Origin of the sequence: Shinella sp. SUS2, from assembly GCF_001262505.1 — a bacterium.
In the GTDB taxonomy this organism is placed as follows: Bacteria; Pseudomonadota; Alphaproteobacteria; order Rhizobiales; family Rhizobiaceae; genus Shinella.
Map to the genome: position 1 here is coordinate 511,348 of NZ_KQ410732.1, position 15,457 is coordinate 526,804.

General features: G+C 64.0%; 12 protein-coding genes. 9 read left to right on the plus strand and 3 right to left on the minus strand.

The features are described from left to right. Window positions 1-12 precede the first annotated feature (12 nt). The 9 genes from AKG11_RS18525 to AKG11_RS18565 all read left to right on the plus strand — a co-directional run bounded on the left by AKG11_RS18525 (window position 13) and on the right by AKG11_RS18565 (window position 11,631). On the plus strand, window positions 13-735 hold the full coding sequence (locus AKG11_RS18525; protein WP_050744936.1) for a FadR/GntR family transcriptional regulator: 723 nt from the start codon (window positions 13-15) through the stop codon (window positions 733-735). Next, a complete protein-coding gene (locus tag AKG11_RS18530; RefSeq protein ID WP_050744937.1) occupies window positions 732-1,904 on the plus strand; it encodes a PLP-dependent transferase in 1,173 nt (390 codons plus the stop codon). The genes AKG11_RS18525 and AKG11_RS18530 overlap by 4 nt, the downstream gene beginning before the upstream one ends. A 40-nt stretch (window positions 1,905-1,944) precedes the next feature. Further along, window positions 1,945-3,204 (plus strand): ABC transporter substrate-binding protein, encoded by a 1,260-nt coding sequence (locus tag AKG11_RS18535; protein WP_023514444.1) that lies wholly within the window; start codon window positions 1,945-1,947, stop codon window positions 3,202-3,204. Window positions 3,205-3,290: 86 nt separating this feature from the next. Beyond that, complete coding sequence (locus AKG11_RS18540; RefSeq protein ID WP_050744938.1) at window positions 3,291-4,214, plus strand: carbohydrate ABC transporter permease; 924 nt, start codon at window positions 3,291-3,293, stop codon at window positions 4,212-4,214. Between the two features lie 4 nt (window positions 4,215-4,218). Then, window positions 4,219-5,049: a carbohydrate ABC transporter permease gene (locus AKG11_RS18545; protein WP_050744939.1), complete on the plus strand. Its 831-nt coding sequence runs from the start codon at window positions 4,219-4,221 to the stop codon at window positions 5,047-5,049. 11 nt (window positions 5,050-5,060) lie between these two features. Beyond that, window positions 5,061-6,128 (plus strand): ABC transporter ATP-binding protein, encoded by a 1,068-nt coding sequence (locus tag AKG11_RS18550; protein WP_050744940.1) that lies wholly within the window; start codon window positions 5,061-5,063, stop codon window positions 6,126-6,128. A gap of 107 nt (window positions 6,129-6,235) precedes the next feature. After that, window positions 6,236-8,965 (plus strand): DNA translocase FtsK, encoded by a 2,730-nt coding sequence (locus AKG11_RS18555; protein ID WP_082342500.1) that lies wholly within the window; start codon window positions 6,236-6,238, stop codon window positions 8,963-8,965. Window positions 8,966-9,210: 245 nt separating this feature from the next. Next, on the plus strand, window positions 9,211-10,254 hold the full coding sequence (fba, locus tag AKG11_RS18560; RefSeq protein ID WP_050744941.1) for a class II fructose-bisphosphate aldolase: 1,044 nt from the start codon (window positions 9,211-9,213) through the stop codon (window positions 10,252-10,254). A gap of 228 nt (window positions 10,255-10,482) precedes the next feature. Further along, on the plus strand, window positions 10,483-11,631 hold the full coding sequence (locus AKG11_RS18565) for an alpha-hydroxy acid oxidase (protein ID WP_023514806.1): 1,149 nt from the start codon (window positions 10,483-10,485) through the stop codon (window positions 11,629-11,631). Between the two features lie 7 nt (window positions 11,632-11,638). Here AKG11_RS18565 and AKG11_RS18570 read toward each other — a convergent pair whose 3' ends face one another. From AKG11_RS18570 to AKG11_RS18580, 3 genes are read right to left on the minus strand one after another with little or no spacing between them, the layout of a single operon-like run. Then, a complete protein-coding gene (locus tag AKG11_RS18570; RefSeq protein ID WP_050744942.1) occupies window positions 11,639-12,673 on the minus strand; it encodes a histone deacetylase family protein in 1,035 nt (344 codons plus the stop codon). 2 nt (window positions 12,674-12,675) lie between these two features. Then, a complete protein-coding gene (locus AKG11_RS18575) occupies window positions 12,676-14,064 on the minus strand; it encodes a glutamine synthetase family protein (RefSeq protein WP_050744943.1) in 1,389 nt (462 codons plus the stop codon). Next, on the minus strand, window positions 14,061-15,434 hold the full coding sequence (locus tag AKG11_RS18580; protein WP_050744944.1) for a transaminase: 1,374 nt from the start codon (window positions 15,432-15,434) through the stop codon (window positions 14,061-14,063). The genes AKG11_RS18575 and AKG11_RS18580 overlap by 4 nt, the downstream gene beginning before the upstream one ends. Window positions 15,435-15,457: the final 23 nt, after the last annotated feature.

Below are 15,457 nucleotides of genomic sequence, written 5' to 3' on the forward strand. Positions count from 1 at the left end.
GGACATGGCGTCATGCCAGGCGAATTGAGCGACAGGCCGCAGATCGCGCCGTTGCCGCCCATTGACCGGGCGCGGCAGGTGACGGAGGCGCTGGCCTCCTATATCGACCGCGCCAATCTTGCAGCGGGTGACCGGCTGCCGGCCGAGCGCGAGCTGATGGCGGCGCTCGTGGTGGGGCGCTCGACGATCCGCGAGGCGATCCGTCATTTCCAGGCGCTCGGCGTCATCGAAAGCCGCAAGGGCAGCGGCACCTATCTCCTGAAGCCGATAACGACGGCGACGGTGCATATGCCGCTCTCCTTCGATGCGGTGCACCTGCGCGACGTGCTGCTTCAGACGCTGGAAGTGCGCCGCGGCATCGAATGCGAGGCCGGCATGGTGGCAGCCCGGCGGCGCACGGAAGAGGATGTCGCGACCATCGAAGCGAGGCTCGACGAGATGGAGCGGGTGCACCTCTCCAAGGGCACGTCCGGACCGGAAGACCTCGCCTTCCACCTTGCCATCTACGATGCCACGCACAATCCCCTGTTCAAACAGCTTCTGGAGCAGATGCGCGGCGCCTTCGAGCGCTTCTGGGAAAAGCCGTTCAACCGGCCGGACTTCGCCCGCCGCTCCTTTCCGTTCCACCGCACGCTCTTCAACGCCATCGCTGCACGGGATCCCGAGGCGGCGCGGGGGGAAACGTTAAAAATCCTCGCCGTCGTCGAGGAAGACATCAAGGACATGTCCCGATGATCAACGGAGCCGATCCGTTCGACTTTGCCGCTCTCACCGTCGCCCATGACGAAGCGAACGCCTTCGATGCGGTCGTGCCGCCCATCGTGCAGACCTCGCTCTTCACCTTCGGCAGCTATGACGAGATGGTGGCCGCCTATCGTGGTGAGATCGTGCGGCCGATCTATACGCGCGGCCTCAACCCGACGGTGCGCGCTTTCGAGGAGATGCTGGCCAAGCTCGAAGGCGGCGAGGATGCCCTCGGCTTTGCCAGCGGCATGGCGGCGATCTCCTCCACCGTGCTCTCCTTCGTCGAGCCGGGCGACCGTATCGTCGCTGTGCGTCACTGCTATCCGGATGCCTTCCGCCTGTTCGGCACGCATCTGAAGCGCATGAAGATCGAGGTGACCTATGTCGACGGACGCGACGAGGAGGCGGTGGCGAAAGCTCTGCCCGGCGCGAAGCTGCTCTATCTCGAAAGCCCGACGAGCTGGGTGATGGAAGCGCACGATGTCGGCGCACTCGCCGCGCTCGCAAAGAAGCACGGCATTGTCAGCGTCATCGACAACAGCTGGGCGAGCCCGGTCTTCCAGCGCCCGCTGACGCTGGGTGTCGATCTCGTGCTGCACTCGGCCTCGAAATATCTCGGTGGGCACAGCGATGTCGTCGCCGGTGTCGTCGCCGGCTCGAAGGAGCTGATCGGCCGTATCCGGTCGGAAGCCTATCCCTATCTCGGCGGAAAGCTTTCGCCCTTCGATGCCTGGCTGCTGGTGCGCGGGCTGCGCACCCTGCCCATCCGCATGAAGGCGCATGAGGCCTCGGCGCTCGAAATCGCAAAGCGCCTGCAAGCGCTCGACATCGTCGACAAGGTCTTTCATCCCGCGCTCGCCAACCGCCTGCCGCCGGGACTGACCGGCACGTCGGGTCTCTTCTCCTTCACCTTCCGTGAAGGCATCGACATCCGCGCCTTCGCCGACCAGCTGAAGCTCTTCAAGCTCGGCGTCTCCTGGGGCGGGCACGAGAGCCTGATCGTGCCCGGGGAAGTTGTCCTTCAGCAGAAGGCTCAGCCGAATTCCGCGCATGCCTTCGGCATCGATGCGCGGTCCGTGCGTCTCCATATCGGCCTGGAGGGAACCGAGGTCCTGTGGAGTGACCTGGATGCGGCGATAGCGGCCGCAACCCAAACCTGACGTCAAACTTCTAAGCAAAACCACAAAAGAGGGAACGACCATGAAGAGACTTTTGACTGCAGCATTCATCACCACCCTGATGGCATCGAGCGCCTTGGCGGATACGACGCTGAAGCTTGTCGAGGTCATCACCAGCCCTGAGCGCACGGAGACGCTGAAATCCATCGTCGGGAAGTTCGAGGCGGCGAACCCCGGCACCAAGGTGGAGATCATCTCGCTTCCCTGGGGCGAGGCCTTCCAGAAATTCGCCACCATGGTCTCGGCCGGTGAAGTGCCTGACGTCATGGAAATGCCCGATACCTGGCTGTCGCTCTATGCCAACAACGGCATGCTGGAGAGCCTGGAACCGTATCTTGCGAAGTGGGAGCACACGCCCGGCCTTACGGCTCGTGCCCTTGAGCTTGGCCGCGACATCAACGACACGGCCTACATGCTGCCCTATGGCTTCTATCTGCGCGCCATGTTCTACAACAAGAAGCTGCTCGCGGAGGCCGGCGTATCCGAGCCGCCGAAGACGCTGGACGAATTCGCCGAAGCCTCCAAGAAGGTCTCGGCATTGCCCGGCAAATACGGCTATTGCCTGCGCGGCGGCCCGGGCGGCCTCAACGGATGGGTGATGTTCGGCGCTTCCATGGCGGGCGACAACAAATTCTTCAACGAGGACGGCACCTCCACCTTCAACAGCGAAGGCTGGGTCAAGGGTCTGACCTTCGTCATCGATCTCTACAAGAACGGCTATGCCCCGAAGGACAGCGTCAACTGGGGTTTTAACGAGATCGTCGCGGGCTTCTATTCGGGCACCTGCGCCTTCCTCGACCAGGACCCGGACGCGCTGATCGCCATCGCCGAACGCATGAAGGCGGAAGACTACGGCATCATGACCATGCCGAAGGGGCCCGCCGGAAAGACCTTCCCGACGATCGGTTTTGCAGGCTGGTCGATGTTCGCCTCCAGCGCCAACAAGGACTTGTCCTGGAAGCTGATCGAGACGCTCGAAGGGCCGGAAGGCAATATCGAGTGGAACAAGCGCACCGGTGCGCTGCCGGTGCACACTTCGGCGGAAAAGGACCCGTTCTACGCCAGCGAGCAGTTCAAGGGCTGGTTTGCCGAGCTCGAGGACAAGGATGCCGTGCCGACCGTCATGCCGACGCATCTTGAGGAGTTCGCCTTCTTCAAGGATTCGCTCGTCATCAAGACCTCGCAGGAAGCCCTTCTTGGCGATATCACGCCAGAAGATCTCGCCAACCAGTGGGCGGACTACCTGACCAAGGCACAGCAGAAGTTCCTCGCCAAGAAGTAGGCTGAGGACCCTGCGGGCGGAGACACGAGGCTCCGCCCGCAGACATTCTCCCAGAACGCCCCGCCACCTTGAACGGAAGCGAGACGATGACCCTTGCCGTCCATCCGCAAGCCGTGCGGCCGCTCAGGAAGCGGATCGCCGACGCATCGGAACCCTATCTCTACAGCGCACCGGCGCTGATCCTCATCATATCGGTCATGCTGGTGCCGCTGGTGCTCGGCATTTCCTATGCGTTCCGCGATATCCAGCTTCTGAACCTGCTTTCCGGCGGTTTCATCGGGCTCGATCATTTTCGCGCGCTGTCGGAGGATCAGGCCTTCTTCCGGGCGTTGCGCAACACGCTGTGGTGGACGGGCGCCTCCGTCTTCCTGCAATTCATCTTCGGTCTTATCCTCGCGCTGCTGCTCGACAAACCCTTCGCCGGCCGCGGCCTCGCGCAGGCGCTGGTCTTCCTGCCCTGGGCCGTGCCGAGTTTTCTCGCCGGCCTTAACTGGGCCTGGCTGTTCAATCCGGTGATCGGCCCGCTGCCGCACTGGATGTATGCGCTCGGCATGCTGGACGCGCCGAACAACATCCTCTCCGATCCGCAGCTCGCCATGTGGGGGCCGATCGCCGCCAATGTCTGGTGGGGCATTCCCTTTTTCGCGATCACTCTGCTCGCTGCGCTTCAGGCGATCCCGCGCGATCTCTACGAGGCCGCCAGCATCGACGGGGCAGGGCCGGTGCAGCGTTTCCTCTCTATCACGCTGCCGTTCCTGGCGCCGACCATCGCCATCACCATTCTCCTGCGCACCGTCTGGATCTCCAATTTCGCCGACCTTATCGTCGTCATGACCAATGGCGGGCCGGCCGACCGCACGCAGATCGTCGCCAGCTACATCTTCACCCAGGCGTTCAAGCGGCTCGATTTCGGCTACGCCTCGGCCATCGCTCTCGTGCTGCTGATCCTGCTGCTCGTCTACTCCATGCTGATCGTGCTGCTTCGCCAGACGCTGCTGAACAAGGGCTGAGACCATGCGAAGCAAGCCAATCCTCACCGTCCTGCACCGGCTCGCGATCCTCGCCTATATCGTCGTCGCGCTCTTCCCGCTGTTCTGGCTGCTGAAGGTCTCGGTCACGCCGAACGACCTGCTCTACAGCGAGGGCGTGCGCCTGTGGCCCTCGCGTGCCACCCTGGAGCACTACACCTTCGTGATCGCCCACAGCGCCTTCCCGACCTTCTTCAAGAACAGCCTGATCGTCGCCGGCTCGACGGCCGTCGCGGTCACCATCCTTGCCTCGCTTGCGGGCTACGCCCTCTCTCGCTTCCGCTTCCGGGCAAAATACTGGATCGTCGCACTGATGCTGATCACGCAGATGTTCCCGCTCGTCATGCTGGTCGCGCCGATCTTCAAGATGCTCTCGCCGCTGGGGCTGACCAACAGCCTCACCGGCCTCGTCTTCGTCTACACCGCCTTCAACGTGCCCTTCGCCACCTTCCTCATGCAGTCCTTCTTCGACGGCATTCCGAAGGACCTGGAGGAGGCGGCGATGATCGACGGGGCGACACAGTTCGTCGCCTTCCGCCAGATCATCCTGCCGCTGACGCTGCCCGGCATCGCCGCGACGCTCGGCTTCGTCTTCACCGCGGCCTGGAGCGAACTGCTCTTCGCGCTGATGCTGATCTCGGGCAATGACGCTGCAACCTTCCCGGTCGGCCTGCTCACCTTCGTTTCGAAGTTCTCGGTCGATTTCGGGCAGATGATGGCGGCGGGCATTCTCGCGCTTATCCCGGCATGCCTCTTCTTCCTCCTCATCCAGCGCTATCTCGTGCAGGGCCTGACGGCCGGCGCGGTCAAAGGCTGAAAGGGTTTTTCATGGCCTCCATCGATATCCAGGACATCCGCAAGAGCTTCGGCGCCTTCTCCGTGCTGCACGGTGTCGATCTCACCATCCGCGACGGCGAGTTCATCGTGCTGGTCGGGCCCTCCGGCTGCGGGAAATCCACGCTGCTGCGCATGATCGCCGGGCTGGAGGACGTGACGTCCGGTGACATTCGCATCGACGGCAAACGGGTCAACGACCTTGCCCCGAAGGATCGCGACATCGCCATGGTGTTTCAGTCCTATGCGCTCTATCCGCATATGAGCGTTGCCGACAACATGAGTTACAGCCTGAAACTCCGCCGCACCGCGAAGGAAAAGATCGCCAGCGCCGTCGGCAATGCCGCCTCGAAGCTTGGCCTCGATCCGCTGCTGGAGCGCCGGCCACGCGCGCTATCGGGCGGCCAGCGTCAGCGCGTAGCCATGGGCCGCGCCATCGTGCGCCAACCGAAAGCCTTTCTCTTCGACGAGCCGCTGTCCAATCTCGACGCGCGGCTGCGCGAGCAGATGCGCGCCGAAATCAAGAAGTTGCACGGCGATCTTCATGCTACATCCATATACGTCACCCACGATCAGATCGAGGCCATGACGCTGGCGGACCGGATCGTCGCCATGCATGCCGGGGTGGTCCAGCAGGTCGGCACGCCGCTCGATCTTTATGACCGGCCGGCCAATCTCTTCGTTGCGGGCTTCATCGGTTCGCCGGGCATGAATTTCTTCGAGGGGCGCTATCTCGTGTCCGGCGACCAGGCGGACCTGCGGCTGGCAAACGGCGCGACGTTGTCTGCTCCTCGAAGACGCGGCATCGAATCAGGCGCGGCAGCGACGCTCGGTATCCGTCCCGAGCATGTGGTGCTGAACGCGCGCGGCGCGCTGGAGGCGAAAGTCGATCTCATCGAGCCGACGGGTTTCGGCATCATCATGCATGTGACCATTCACGACGTTCCGATGAAAATTTTCACGCTCGACCGGACCATGCTGGATCCAGGCCCGACGGTCCGCGTCGACCTGCCACAGGAGCGGCTTCACCTCTTCGGAACGGAGGGCCGGCGGATGGATTGAAACGGGATCGTGAACACGATTTCGGCCCCATCCAAAGACAATGTTAACCTTCATTTCCTAACCATCTACGCATCCCTATCGGCAATGATCGTCGAGTTTGCAGGTTCATGCGTATTTCCAGAACAAACTTCTACCCTGTCCTTGAAACCGAAGAGGGAGTCGGCGAACAAGCGCCGTATTATTCCCACGAAAACAACGCCTTGCCGGAAGTCGTTCCGGAAGTCGAGGATTGGCACGCGGCCGATGAGCCGGTTGCCAATGACGAGGACTATCGCCCGCGCTTCCGCTCGCCGGCGCTGAGGAGCTACGATCCGGGCCAATATGCCGACGGAAGCTGGGAAAGCCATTTCTACATGGCGCCGAACGTCCGCTTCACCCGCACCCCCGACAAGGTCGCTTCCAAGATCGAGGAGGCGGTTGCGGAAGAGGTGCGCCAGGTCGAGCCGGTGGTCGAGCAGGTTGCCCAGCCGGCGGCTCAGCCTACCGAGATGCTGCAGCTTTCCCAGGCGGAGCTGCTGCAGCGCCTTCGCGAGGCGCTGGAAGACCGTCGCCGCCGGTCCGAGGCGCAGCAGGCCGAAGCGGCCGCGGCGACTATCGTTGCCGAACCGGTGCCGCCGCTGGTTCAGGCCGTGGTCGCTGCCGGCACGACGGGAACGCCCGCTGATGCCGCTGTCGTGTTCAAGCCGGCCGTTCCGCTGCTCGCACCTCTTGCCGCAAGGGCGGTCGCGCCCGCCATGCCGGTCGCTTCCATTGCCAGACCGGCCACCTCCATTCCAAAAACTGCCGAGAAGACCGACGTGCGTACTGCAATCAGCCGCTTTGCCAACCTGTCCGACCATGCCTTCTGGGAAACGCTTGTACCGGACGAAGATGCGGTCGAGCGGCCGGCAAGGCCCGCCGTCACCGTCGTGCGCATGCCGTTGCCCGTTCCTGCACCGGCCGCCTTGACCGTGCCGCAACCTGTTGCGGTTCCCGAGATGCGTCAGGAAGTGCCTTCCATTACCTCGCTTTTCCGCGTCGTCGAATGCCGCCCGCCCGTTGCCCGGACAACGGTTGCCGACGCTGTGCCCGTTGCCGAAGTGAAGGCCGAGCCCGTCGCGGTCGTTGCCCCTCCGGTCATCGAAGCGGTGGCCGAGATCGTGCCGGCTGTCGTCGAGGTCCAGCCTGTTCCGGTTGCCGTCACGCCGGTTGCTGTTGTCGAGCCTGTGCGCGAAACCCCGTCCTCGGTGCTCTCGCGCTCCCGGCCGTTCCAGGTCATGATGGCGACACCGGCGGGCGATGCCTACGAATACCCGCCGCGCGAACTCCTGCAGGAGCCTCCGGGCACAGTCGGCTACGTGCTCACCCAGGAACAGCTGGAGCAGAATGCCGGCCTCCTCGAAAGCGTGCTGGAAGATTTTGGCGTGCGCGGGGAGATCATCCACGTTCGTCCCGGCCCTGTCGTCACGCTCTATGAGTTCGAGCCGGCGCCCGGCGTCAAATCCTCCCGCGTCATCGGCCTTGCCGACGATATCGCCCGCTCCATGTCGGCGCTGTCGGCCCGTGTCGCGGTCGTGCCCGGCCGCAACGTCATCGGCATCGAACTGCCGAACGCCACGCGCGAGACGGTCTATTTCCGCGAGATGATCGAGAGCCAGGACTTCGCAAAGACCGGCTTCAAGCTGCCGATCTGCCTCGGCAAGACGATCGGCGGCGAGCCCGTCATCGCGGAACTCGCCAAGATGCCGCACCTGCTCGTCGCCGGCACCACCGGCTCGGGCAAGTCCGTCGCCATCAACACGATGATCCTCTCGCTGCTCTATCGCTTCCGTCCGGAAGAGTGCCGCCTGATCATGGTCGATCCGAAGATGCTGGAACTGTCGATCTATGACGGTATCCCGCACCTCCTGACCCCCGTCGTCACCGATCCCAAGAAGGCCGTCATGGCGCTGAAATGGGCGGTGCGCGAGATGGAGGACCGCTACAAGAAGATGTCGCGTCTCGGCGTGCGCAACATCGACGGCTACAACAACCGTGTGGCCGCCGCACGCGACAAGGGCGAGACCATCTCGATCAGCGTCCAGACCGGCTTCGACAAGGGCACCGGCGAGGCGATCCACGAGGAGCAGGAACTCGCCCTCGATCCGATGCCCTACATCGTTGTCATCGTCGACGAGATGGCTGACCTGATGATGGTCGCCGGCAAGGAAATCGAAGGCGCGATCCAGCGGCTCGCCCAGATGGCCCGCGCTGCCGGCATTCACCTGATCATGGCGACGCAGCGCCCCTCGGTCGATGTCATTACCGGCACGATCAAGGCGAACTTCCCGACGCGCATCTCCTTCCAGGTGACGTCGAAGATCGACAGCCGTACCATCCTCGGCGAGCAAGGCGCCGAACAGCTGCTTGGCCAGGGCGACATGCTGCATATGGCCGGCGGCGGGCGCATTTCCCGTGTGCATGGTCCTTTCGTCTCCGACGAGGAAGTCGAAAAGGTCGTGCTGCACCTGAAGGCTCAGGGTCGCCCGGAATATCTGGAGACCGTGACCGCCGAGGAAGAGGAAGAAGAGGACGAGAAGCCGGCGGCCGGCGGCGCAGTGTTCGACAAGGGCGATATTGCGGCCGAAGACGGCGACGACCTCTATGAGAAGGCCGTCAAGGTCGTCATGCGCGACCGCAAGTGCTCGACCTCCTACATCCAGCGCCGCCTTGCCGTCGGCTACAACCGCGCCGCGTCCCTCGTCGAGCGCATGGAGAAGGAAGGCCTCGTCGGCCCTGCCAACCATGTCGGCAAGCGCGAGATCATCTCCGGCGAGCGCGGCAGCTTCCAGGCTCCGGAAGCCGACGAGGCGGAATAGGTCTTTCGCCCGGCCGTTGAGACACGGCCGGGCATTTGTCCTATTTATTTGAACTGGAATGGATTTTTGGCATCCGGTCCGCTCGCGCGGGCCGGATTTTTACCGTGTCCACCGGAAATTTATTTCCGCCGCACCATTTAATCGATTTGGCTTTGACCGGGGTCTTTGAGGGCTGTTGCATATGGCGGAGCGATCTGTGAATAGTGCCGCCAACCCGATGAAACTGCATCCGAAGGAGGACAGGAATGGCATTGATCACCATGCGGCAATTGCTCGATCACGCAGCGGAGAATAACTACGCACTGCCCGCATTCAACGTCAACAACCTGGAATATATCCAGGCGGTCATGCGCGCGGCAGATGCGACGGATTCTCCGGTGATCCTGCAGGCAAGCCGCGGTGCGCGCGCCTATGCGGGCGATGCTTTCTTGCGCCATCTCATCCTCGGCGCGGCGGAAGAATATCCGCATATTCCGGTCTGCCTTCACCTTGACCATGGCGACCAGCCTTCCACCTGCATCTCGGCCATCACCAACGGTTTCACCTCCGTCATGATGGATGGCTCGCTGCTCGCCGACGGCAAGACCGTCGCCAGCTACGAATACAATGTCGATGTCACCGCGGAAGTGGTGAAGATCGCGCATGCGGCCGGTGTGTCGGTCGAAGGTGAGCTTGGCTGTCTCGGTAACCTGGAAACGGGCGCCGGCGACAAGGAAGATGGCCATGGCTTCGAGGGCAAGCTTTCCCGCGAGGAGCTGCTGACCGACCCGGACCAGGCGCTCGATTTCGTCTCCAAAACCGGCGTCGATGCGCTTGCCGTCGCCATCGGCACCAGCCACGGCGCCTACAAGTTCACCCGTGCGCCAGACGGCGACATCCTGTCGATCGACACGATCGCCAGTATCAACAAGAAGTTGCCGAACACGCATCTCGTCATGCACGGCTCTTCCTCGGTCCCGCAGGAGCTGCAGGACCTTTTCACCACCTATGGCGGCGAGATGAAGCAGACCTGGGGTGTGCCGGTCGCAGAAATCCAGAAGGCGATCCCGCTCGGCGTGCGCAAGGTCAACATCGACACGGACCTTCGCCTTGCCATGACCGGCACGATCCGCAAGAACTTCAAGGAAAAGCCGGACAATTTCGACCCGCGCACCTACCTGAAGCCGGCGACCGCGCTGATGACGGAAGTCTGCAAGGAGCGTTTCGAGGCCTTCCGCACCGCGGGTAAGGCGTCCAGCATTCGCGTGAAGCGCTTGCCCGACATGGCGAAGTTCTACGCCACCAAGTAAGGCTTTCGCCCTCCCGGTTCGCCGGGAGGGCGGCTTTCTCGCGGCAGCGGCGGTCGGCCGTCAAATGTACATTGACAGCGTCGCGCCATCATTCTTTATTCGTGAATATCTCATTCATGTGGGGGCGCATGTTTCCCGCCGAAACCGGCAGGAAGGCGTTGCAGGCCTGCGCGCGCCTTCGTAAAAGAGTGCGATCCCGAAAAGCCGGATGATGCGAGGACAGACAGCATGAGCGTAGACCAGGCCCTGACGATCGCGGACCTCAAGGACCGGGCGCGCCGCCGCGTGCCGAAGATGTTCTTCGAATATGCGGATTCCGGTGCCTGGACCGAGGGGACCTACCGGGCCAACGAGGACGACTTCCACAAGATCAAGCTGCGCCAGCGCGTGCTCGTCGACATGACGAACCGGTCGCTGGAAAGCGAGATGATCGGCGAGAAGGTGTCGATGCCTGTCGCGCTCGCGCCGACCGGCTTTACCGGCATGCAGCATGCCGATGGCGAAATGCTCGCCGCACAGGCGGCTGAGGAGTTCGGTGTGCCGTTCACGCTGTCGACGATGAGCATCTGCTCGATCGAAGACGTGCGCTCCGTGACGTCGAAGCCCTTCTGGTTCCAGCTCTACGTGATGCAGGACAAGGAGTTCGTCCACAACCTCATCGACCGCGCCAAGGCCGCCGGCTGCTCGGCGCTTGTGCTGACGCTCGACCTGCAGATCCTGGGCCAGCGCCACAAGGACCTGCGCAACGGCCTTTCCGCCCCGCCGCGCTTCACGCCGAAACATCTCTGGCAGATGGCGACGCGGCCCTTCTGGTGCCTCGATATGCTCGGCACCAAACGCCGCACCTTCGGCAATATCGTCGGCCACGCCAAGGGGGTGGAGGATCTTTCCTCGCTCTCCTCCTGGACCTCGGAACAGTTCGATCCGCAGCTCTCCTGGAAGGATATCGAGTGGATCCGCGATCGCTGGGGCGGCAAGCTCATCCTCAAGGGCATTCTCGACGAGGAAGATGCGCGCATGTCGCTTGATAGCGGCGCCGATGCCATCATCGTCTCCAACCACGGCGGCCGCCAGCTTGACGGCGCCGCGTCCTCTATCAGCATGCTGCCGCGCATCGTCGATGCCGTCGGCGACAAGATGGAGGTCCATATCGACGGCGGTATCCGCTCCGGCCAGGACGTGCTGAAATCCCTCTGCTACGGTGCCAAGGGCACCTATATCGGCCGCCCCTTCCTCTACGGCCTCGGCGCTGGCGGCAAGCCGGGCGTTCGCCGCGCCCTCGAGATCATCCGCAAGGAGCTCGACATCACCATGGCGCTCTGCGGTGAGCGGGACGTTAAGAACCTGTCACGCAAGAACCTGCACCAGGATCTTTAAGCGAGCGTCAGGCGCCCTGGAATCCCTGCAGGACGTTCACGGCGTTGACGCCGAGGGCGTCCACTGCGTAGCCGCCTTCCATGACGAAGAGGGTGGGGAGAGCGAAGTCGGCGATGCGGCGGCCGATGGTGAGGAAATGCTCGCTTTCCAGCTTGAACTGCGAGATCGGGTCTTCCTTGAACGTATCGACGCCGAGCGAGATGACGAGAGCGGTCGGGGCGTAGGCGGCGATCTTTGCATGTGCATCCTCGAAGGCGGCCTGCCATTCCGGCCAATCGGTGCCCGCGGGTAGCGGATAGTTGAGGTTGTGGCCCTCGCCGCTGCCTGCACCACGTTCGCGGGCATAACCGAGATGGAAGGGGAACTCGAAATCCGGGTCGCCGTGCAGGCTTGCGAGCAGCACGTCGTCACGATCGTAGAAGATCTCCTGCGTGCCATTGCCGTGGTGGTAGTCGATGTCGAAGATCGCAACGCGGGCGTGACCGTTGTCGAGGAAACGCTGGGCGGCGATGGCGGCATTGTTGAGATAGCAGTAGCCGCCGAAGAAGTCGCGGCCGGCATGATGGCCCGGCGGGCGGCAGAGCGCGAAGGCGGCGCGCTCGCCGGACAGCACCGCATCGGCGCCGGCGAGCGCCGTATCGGCGGCGCGTTTGGCGGCCTGCCAGGTCGTCTCGGTGATCGAGCCGGCCATATCGAAGGAATAGTAGGAGAGGCGGGCATCGAGGCCGGCGGGCGGGGCGTCGAGCATCGGCATGGAGCGATGGCGCCAGCTATAGGGCCAGACCTCGCCGTCGCGGCCGGCGGCGCGCCATTCGGCAAAGACGTTTTGCAGGAAGTCGAGATAGGCGGGCGTATGGATACGCTCGATGGCCGCCCGATCATAGAAGGCAGGTTCGATCACCGGCCCGAGGCCGACGTCCTTGACGCGTCTAAGGACGATTTCGGCCCGCTCCGGCATCTCGAAGGTCTCGACGATGCGCCCGAAGGAAAGCTCCATGCCGCTGTGATGCAGGTGATGGTCGGCGGTGTAGAAGGTTTTCATGATCAGACGACTTCACCATAAAGCGTGCGTTCGAGCGCGGTGACTTCCGCAGCAAAGCGGCGGTATTCCGCGTGCTTGAGGGCGAGAAGGACGTGGTGCAACCGCTCGCCGAGGGCTTCTTTCAGGAAGGTGGAGCGGGCGGCCGTCTCGATGGCGCTGCGCCAGTCCGGCGGCAATTCGTCGCCGGCATTGTCGGCGTAGGCGGTGGTCTCGGGGCCGGGATCGGCCTGATCGAGCATGCCCTTGCGCATGCCGGCAAGCACGGTCGCGCCGACGAGATAGGGGTTGGAGTCGATGCCGGCGGCGCGTTGCTCCAGATGGCGGCCGGTGGGTGAACCGGCCGGGATACGGACCGCCACGCTGCGGTTGTTGGTACCCCAGGTCGGTGTCGTCGGCGCATAGCTCTGGGCGGAGAAGCGCCGCCAGGAATTGGAGTGCGGTGCGAAGACGAGCATGGATTCATGCATCGTTTCGAGCAGGCCGGCGACTGCGTGTTTCAGGAGGGGCGAAAGGGCGTCGCCCGCGTCGGCGAAGCGGTTTTTCCCCTCAGAGTCGGCGAGGCTCGCATGCACATGCATGCCGGAGCCGGCACGCCCGGCGAAGGGTTTTGCCATGAAGCAGGCCATCATGCCGTGCCTTACCGCAAGGCCGCGTAGCAGACGCTTCAGCATGGTTAGATCGTCGGCGGCCCGCAGAGCGGCACCATGGCGCAGCGTCAGCTCGAACTGGCCCTGGGCGTATTCCGAGATCATCGTCTCGACGGGCAGGCCTTGCGCCTCCGCGCCGCGATAGACGGCATCGATGAAGGGCTCCAGCCGGTCCAGTTCGGTGACGCCATAGACCTGGATACCATCGGGCCGTTCGCCGGAAAGCGGCAGGCGGAGTGGTTGGAAGTTCCCATCGGCCGTGCGTTCGCGATCGAGCAGATAGAATTCAAGCTCATAGGCAAGCACCGGGTGGAAGCCGTCGGCCTCAAGAAGCTTCACTTGCCGCGCCAGCGCATGGCGCGGGTCGGCCGCCATCGGTGTGCCGTCGAGCTCGAAAAGCGCAAGACGCAGCTCACCGCGCGGCGGCGAGGTCCAGGGCAGGGGAACCAGCGAGCCGGCGATGGGCCAGGCGCGGCGGTCGGCATCGCCATCCGACCAGACAAGCCCGGTTTCCTCCACATCCTCGCCTGTCACGTCGAGGCCGAGGATCGAGCCGGGCAGGTGCCGGCCGGAGCGGAAGATCGGCAACAGCTCGTGCCGCCGGATGATCTTTCCGCGGGCGATACCGTTGAGGTCGATCAGAACGAGGTCGAAGGCGATGGTCTCGGGATGGGCGGCGAGAAAGGCCTCGGCCTCCGCGATATCTGCGGCTTCCGGCGGGCGGCTGGAAAGGTCGCGGCTCACGCGGCGGCCCTCCGTTCGGCAAGGCGGCCGGTGACGGTCGCGAATGCTTCCACGAGGCCGCCGGCCTGCTGTTCGGAAAGGGCGGGGCTGACGAGCACCATATTGTGGAAGGGCGTCAGGAGATAACCGAGGTTGAGCATGGAAAGGTGCAAGGCTGCCTCGATGGTGTCGGATGCGGCCGCCCGCGCCTCCGCGGCGTTGCGCACGGCGACGGGCGAGAAGACGACTTCAAGTCGTGCGCCGACGCGCGAGACCGTCCAGTCGAGACCGGCGGTGGCGATGGCCGCCTTGAAGCCGGCTTCGATCCGGTCGGCGCGCGCCTGCATGATGCGATAGGCCTCTTCGGTCATGACATGTTCGAGGCAGGCGCGCAGGCAGGCAAGCTGCAGGGCGCTGCCCGAAAGGGTCGTGCCGATGCCGGAATGCCCGTGGCCGCTCTGCTCGCGGCGGATGACGTGCAGCTTGTCGGAAATCGCCTGGGTCATGCCCCAGACGCTGACCGGCACTCCGCCGCCGATCGGCTTGCCCATCACCATGAGGTCGGGCTCGAGGCCGTGTACCTTGCTGTAGCCGCCGAGGCCGGTGGAGATGGTGTGCGTCTCGTCGATGAGCAGCAGCGTGCCGGCGTCGCGTGTCAGGCGCCGCAGTGCGGCATGGAAGCCGGGAGCTGGCGGGATCATGCCGCAGTTCGTCATTACGGGCTCTGCGAGCACGCAGGCGATGTCGTTTCCTGCGAGTGCCCGTTCCAGCGCCGCCTCGTCGTTGAAGGGGATGGAAACAGTGAGTTCGCCGAGATCGCGCACCTGCCCGAGCAGGTTGCGGCGGGAGATGGTCTTGCCGTCGACAAGGTCCACCAGCGTGTCGTCCACCGCGCCATGGTAGCAGCCGTCGAAGACGAGGAGCTTTGCCCGGCCGGTGACGGCGCGGGCGACGCGGATGGCGAAGCGGTTGGCATCGCTGGCTGTGGCGCCGAGCTGCCAGCGCGGCAGGCCGAAACGCTCCACCAGCAGGCGGCCGACCGCAGCGGCATCGGACGAGGGCAGCATGGTGGTGAGACCGCGCGTGCCGGCGTTCTTCAGGGCTTCGAGAACGGGGGCGGGGCCATGGCCGAACATGGCGCCGGTATCGCCGAGGCAGACGTCGACGATGCGGTTGCCATCGAGATCGACGAGTTCGGCGCCGCTGGCCTCATCGACGACGAGGGGAAAGGGCGTCGGCCAGTCGAGCATCCAGTGTTGCGGCACACCGTCGAAGAAGCCCGAGGTCGCCTCGTCATGCGCCGCCGCCGACCGGGGCCGCCGCGCGCGAAAAACCTCTGCTTCTGCCTCGATGAGCGCGCGGGCGCGCGCCTCCAGGTTCGCCCTCTCCATCCCGTTCTCCAGCAAGTCCTCAA

Excerpts from the sequence above, each read along its gene's own strand:
- fba (WP_050744941.1), top strand. The coding sequence starts at position 9,211 with ATGGCATTGATCACCATGCGGCAATTGCTCGATCACGCAGCGGAGAAT.
- AKG11_RS18535 (WP_023514444.1), top strand. The coding sequence starts at position 1,945 with ATGAAGAGACTTTTGACTGCAGCATTCATCACCACCCTGATGGCATCG.
- AKG11_RS18570 (WP_050744942.1), bottom strand. The coding sequence starts at position 12,673 with ATGAAAACCTTCTACACCGCCGACCATCACCTGCATCACAGCGGCATG.
- AKG11_RS18545 (WP_050744939.1), top strand. The coding sequence starts at position 4,219 with ATGCGAAGCAAGCCAATCCTCACCGTCCTGCACCGGCTCGCGATCCTC.
- AKG11_RS18550 (WP_050744940.1), top strand. The coding sequence starts at position 5,061 with ATGGCCTCCATCGATATCCAGGACATCCGCAAGAGCTTCGGCGCCTTC.
- AKG11_RS18565 (WP_023514806.1), top strand. The coding sequence starts at position 10,483 with ATGAGCGTAGACCAGGCCCTGACGATCGCGGACCTCAAGGACCGGGCG.
- AKG11_RS18530 (WP_050744937.1), top strand. The coding sequence starts at position 732 with ATGATCAACGGAGCCGATCCGTTCGACTTTGCCGCTCTCACCGTCGCC.
- AKG11_RS18540 (WP_050744938.1), top strand. The coding sequence starts at position 3,291 with ATGACCCTTGCCGTCCATCCGCAAGCCGTGCGGCCGCTCAGGAAGCGG.
- AKG11_RS18525 (WP_050744936.1), top strand. The coding sequence starts at position 13 with ATGCCAGGCGAATTGAGCGACAGGCCGCAGATCGCGCCGTTGCCGCCC.
- AKG11_RS18580 (WP_050744944.1), bottom strand. The coding sequence starts at position 15,434 with ATGGAGAGGGCGAACCTGGAGGCGCGCGCCCGCGCGCTCATCGAGGCA.
- AKG11_RS18555 (WP_082342500.1), top strand. The coding sequence starts at position 6,236 with ATGCGTATTTCCAGAACAAACTTCTACCCTGTCCTTGAAACCGAAGAG.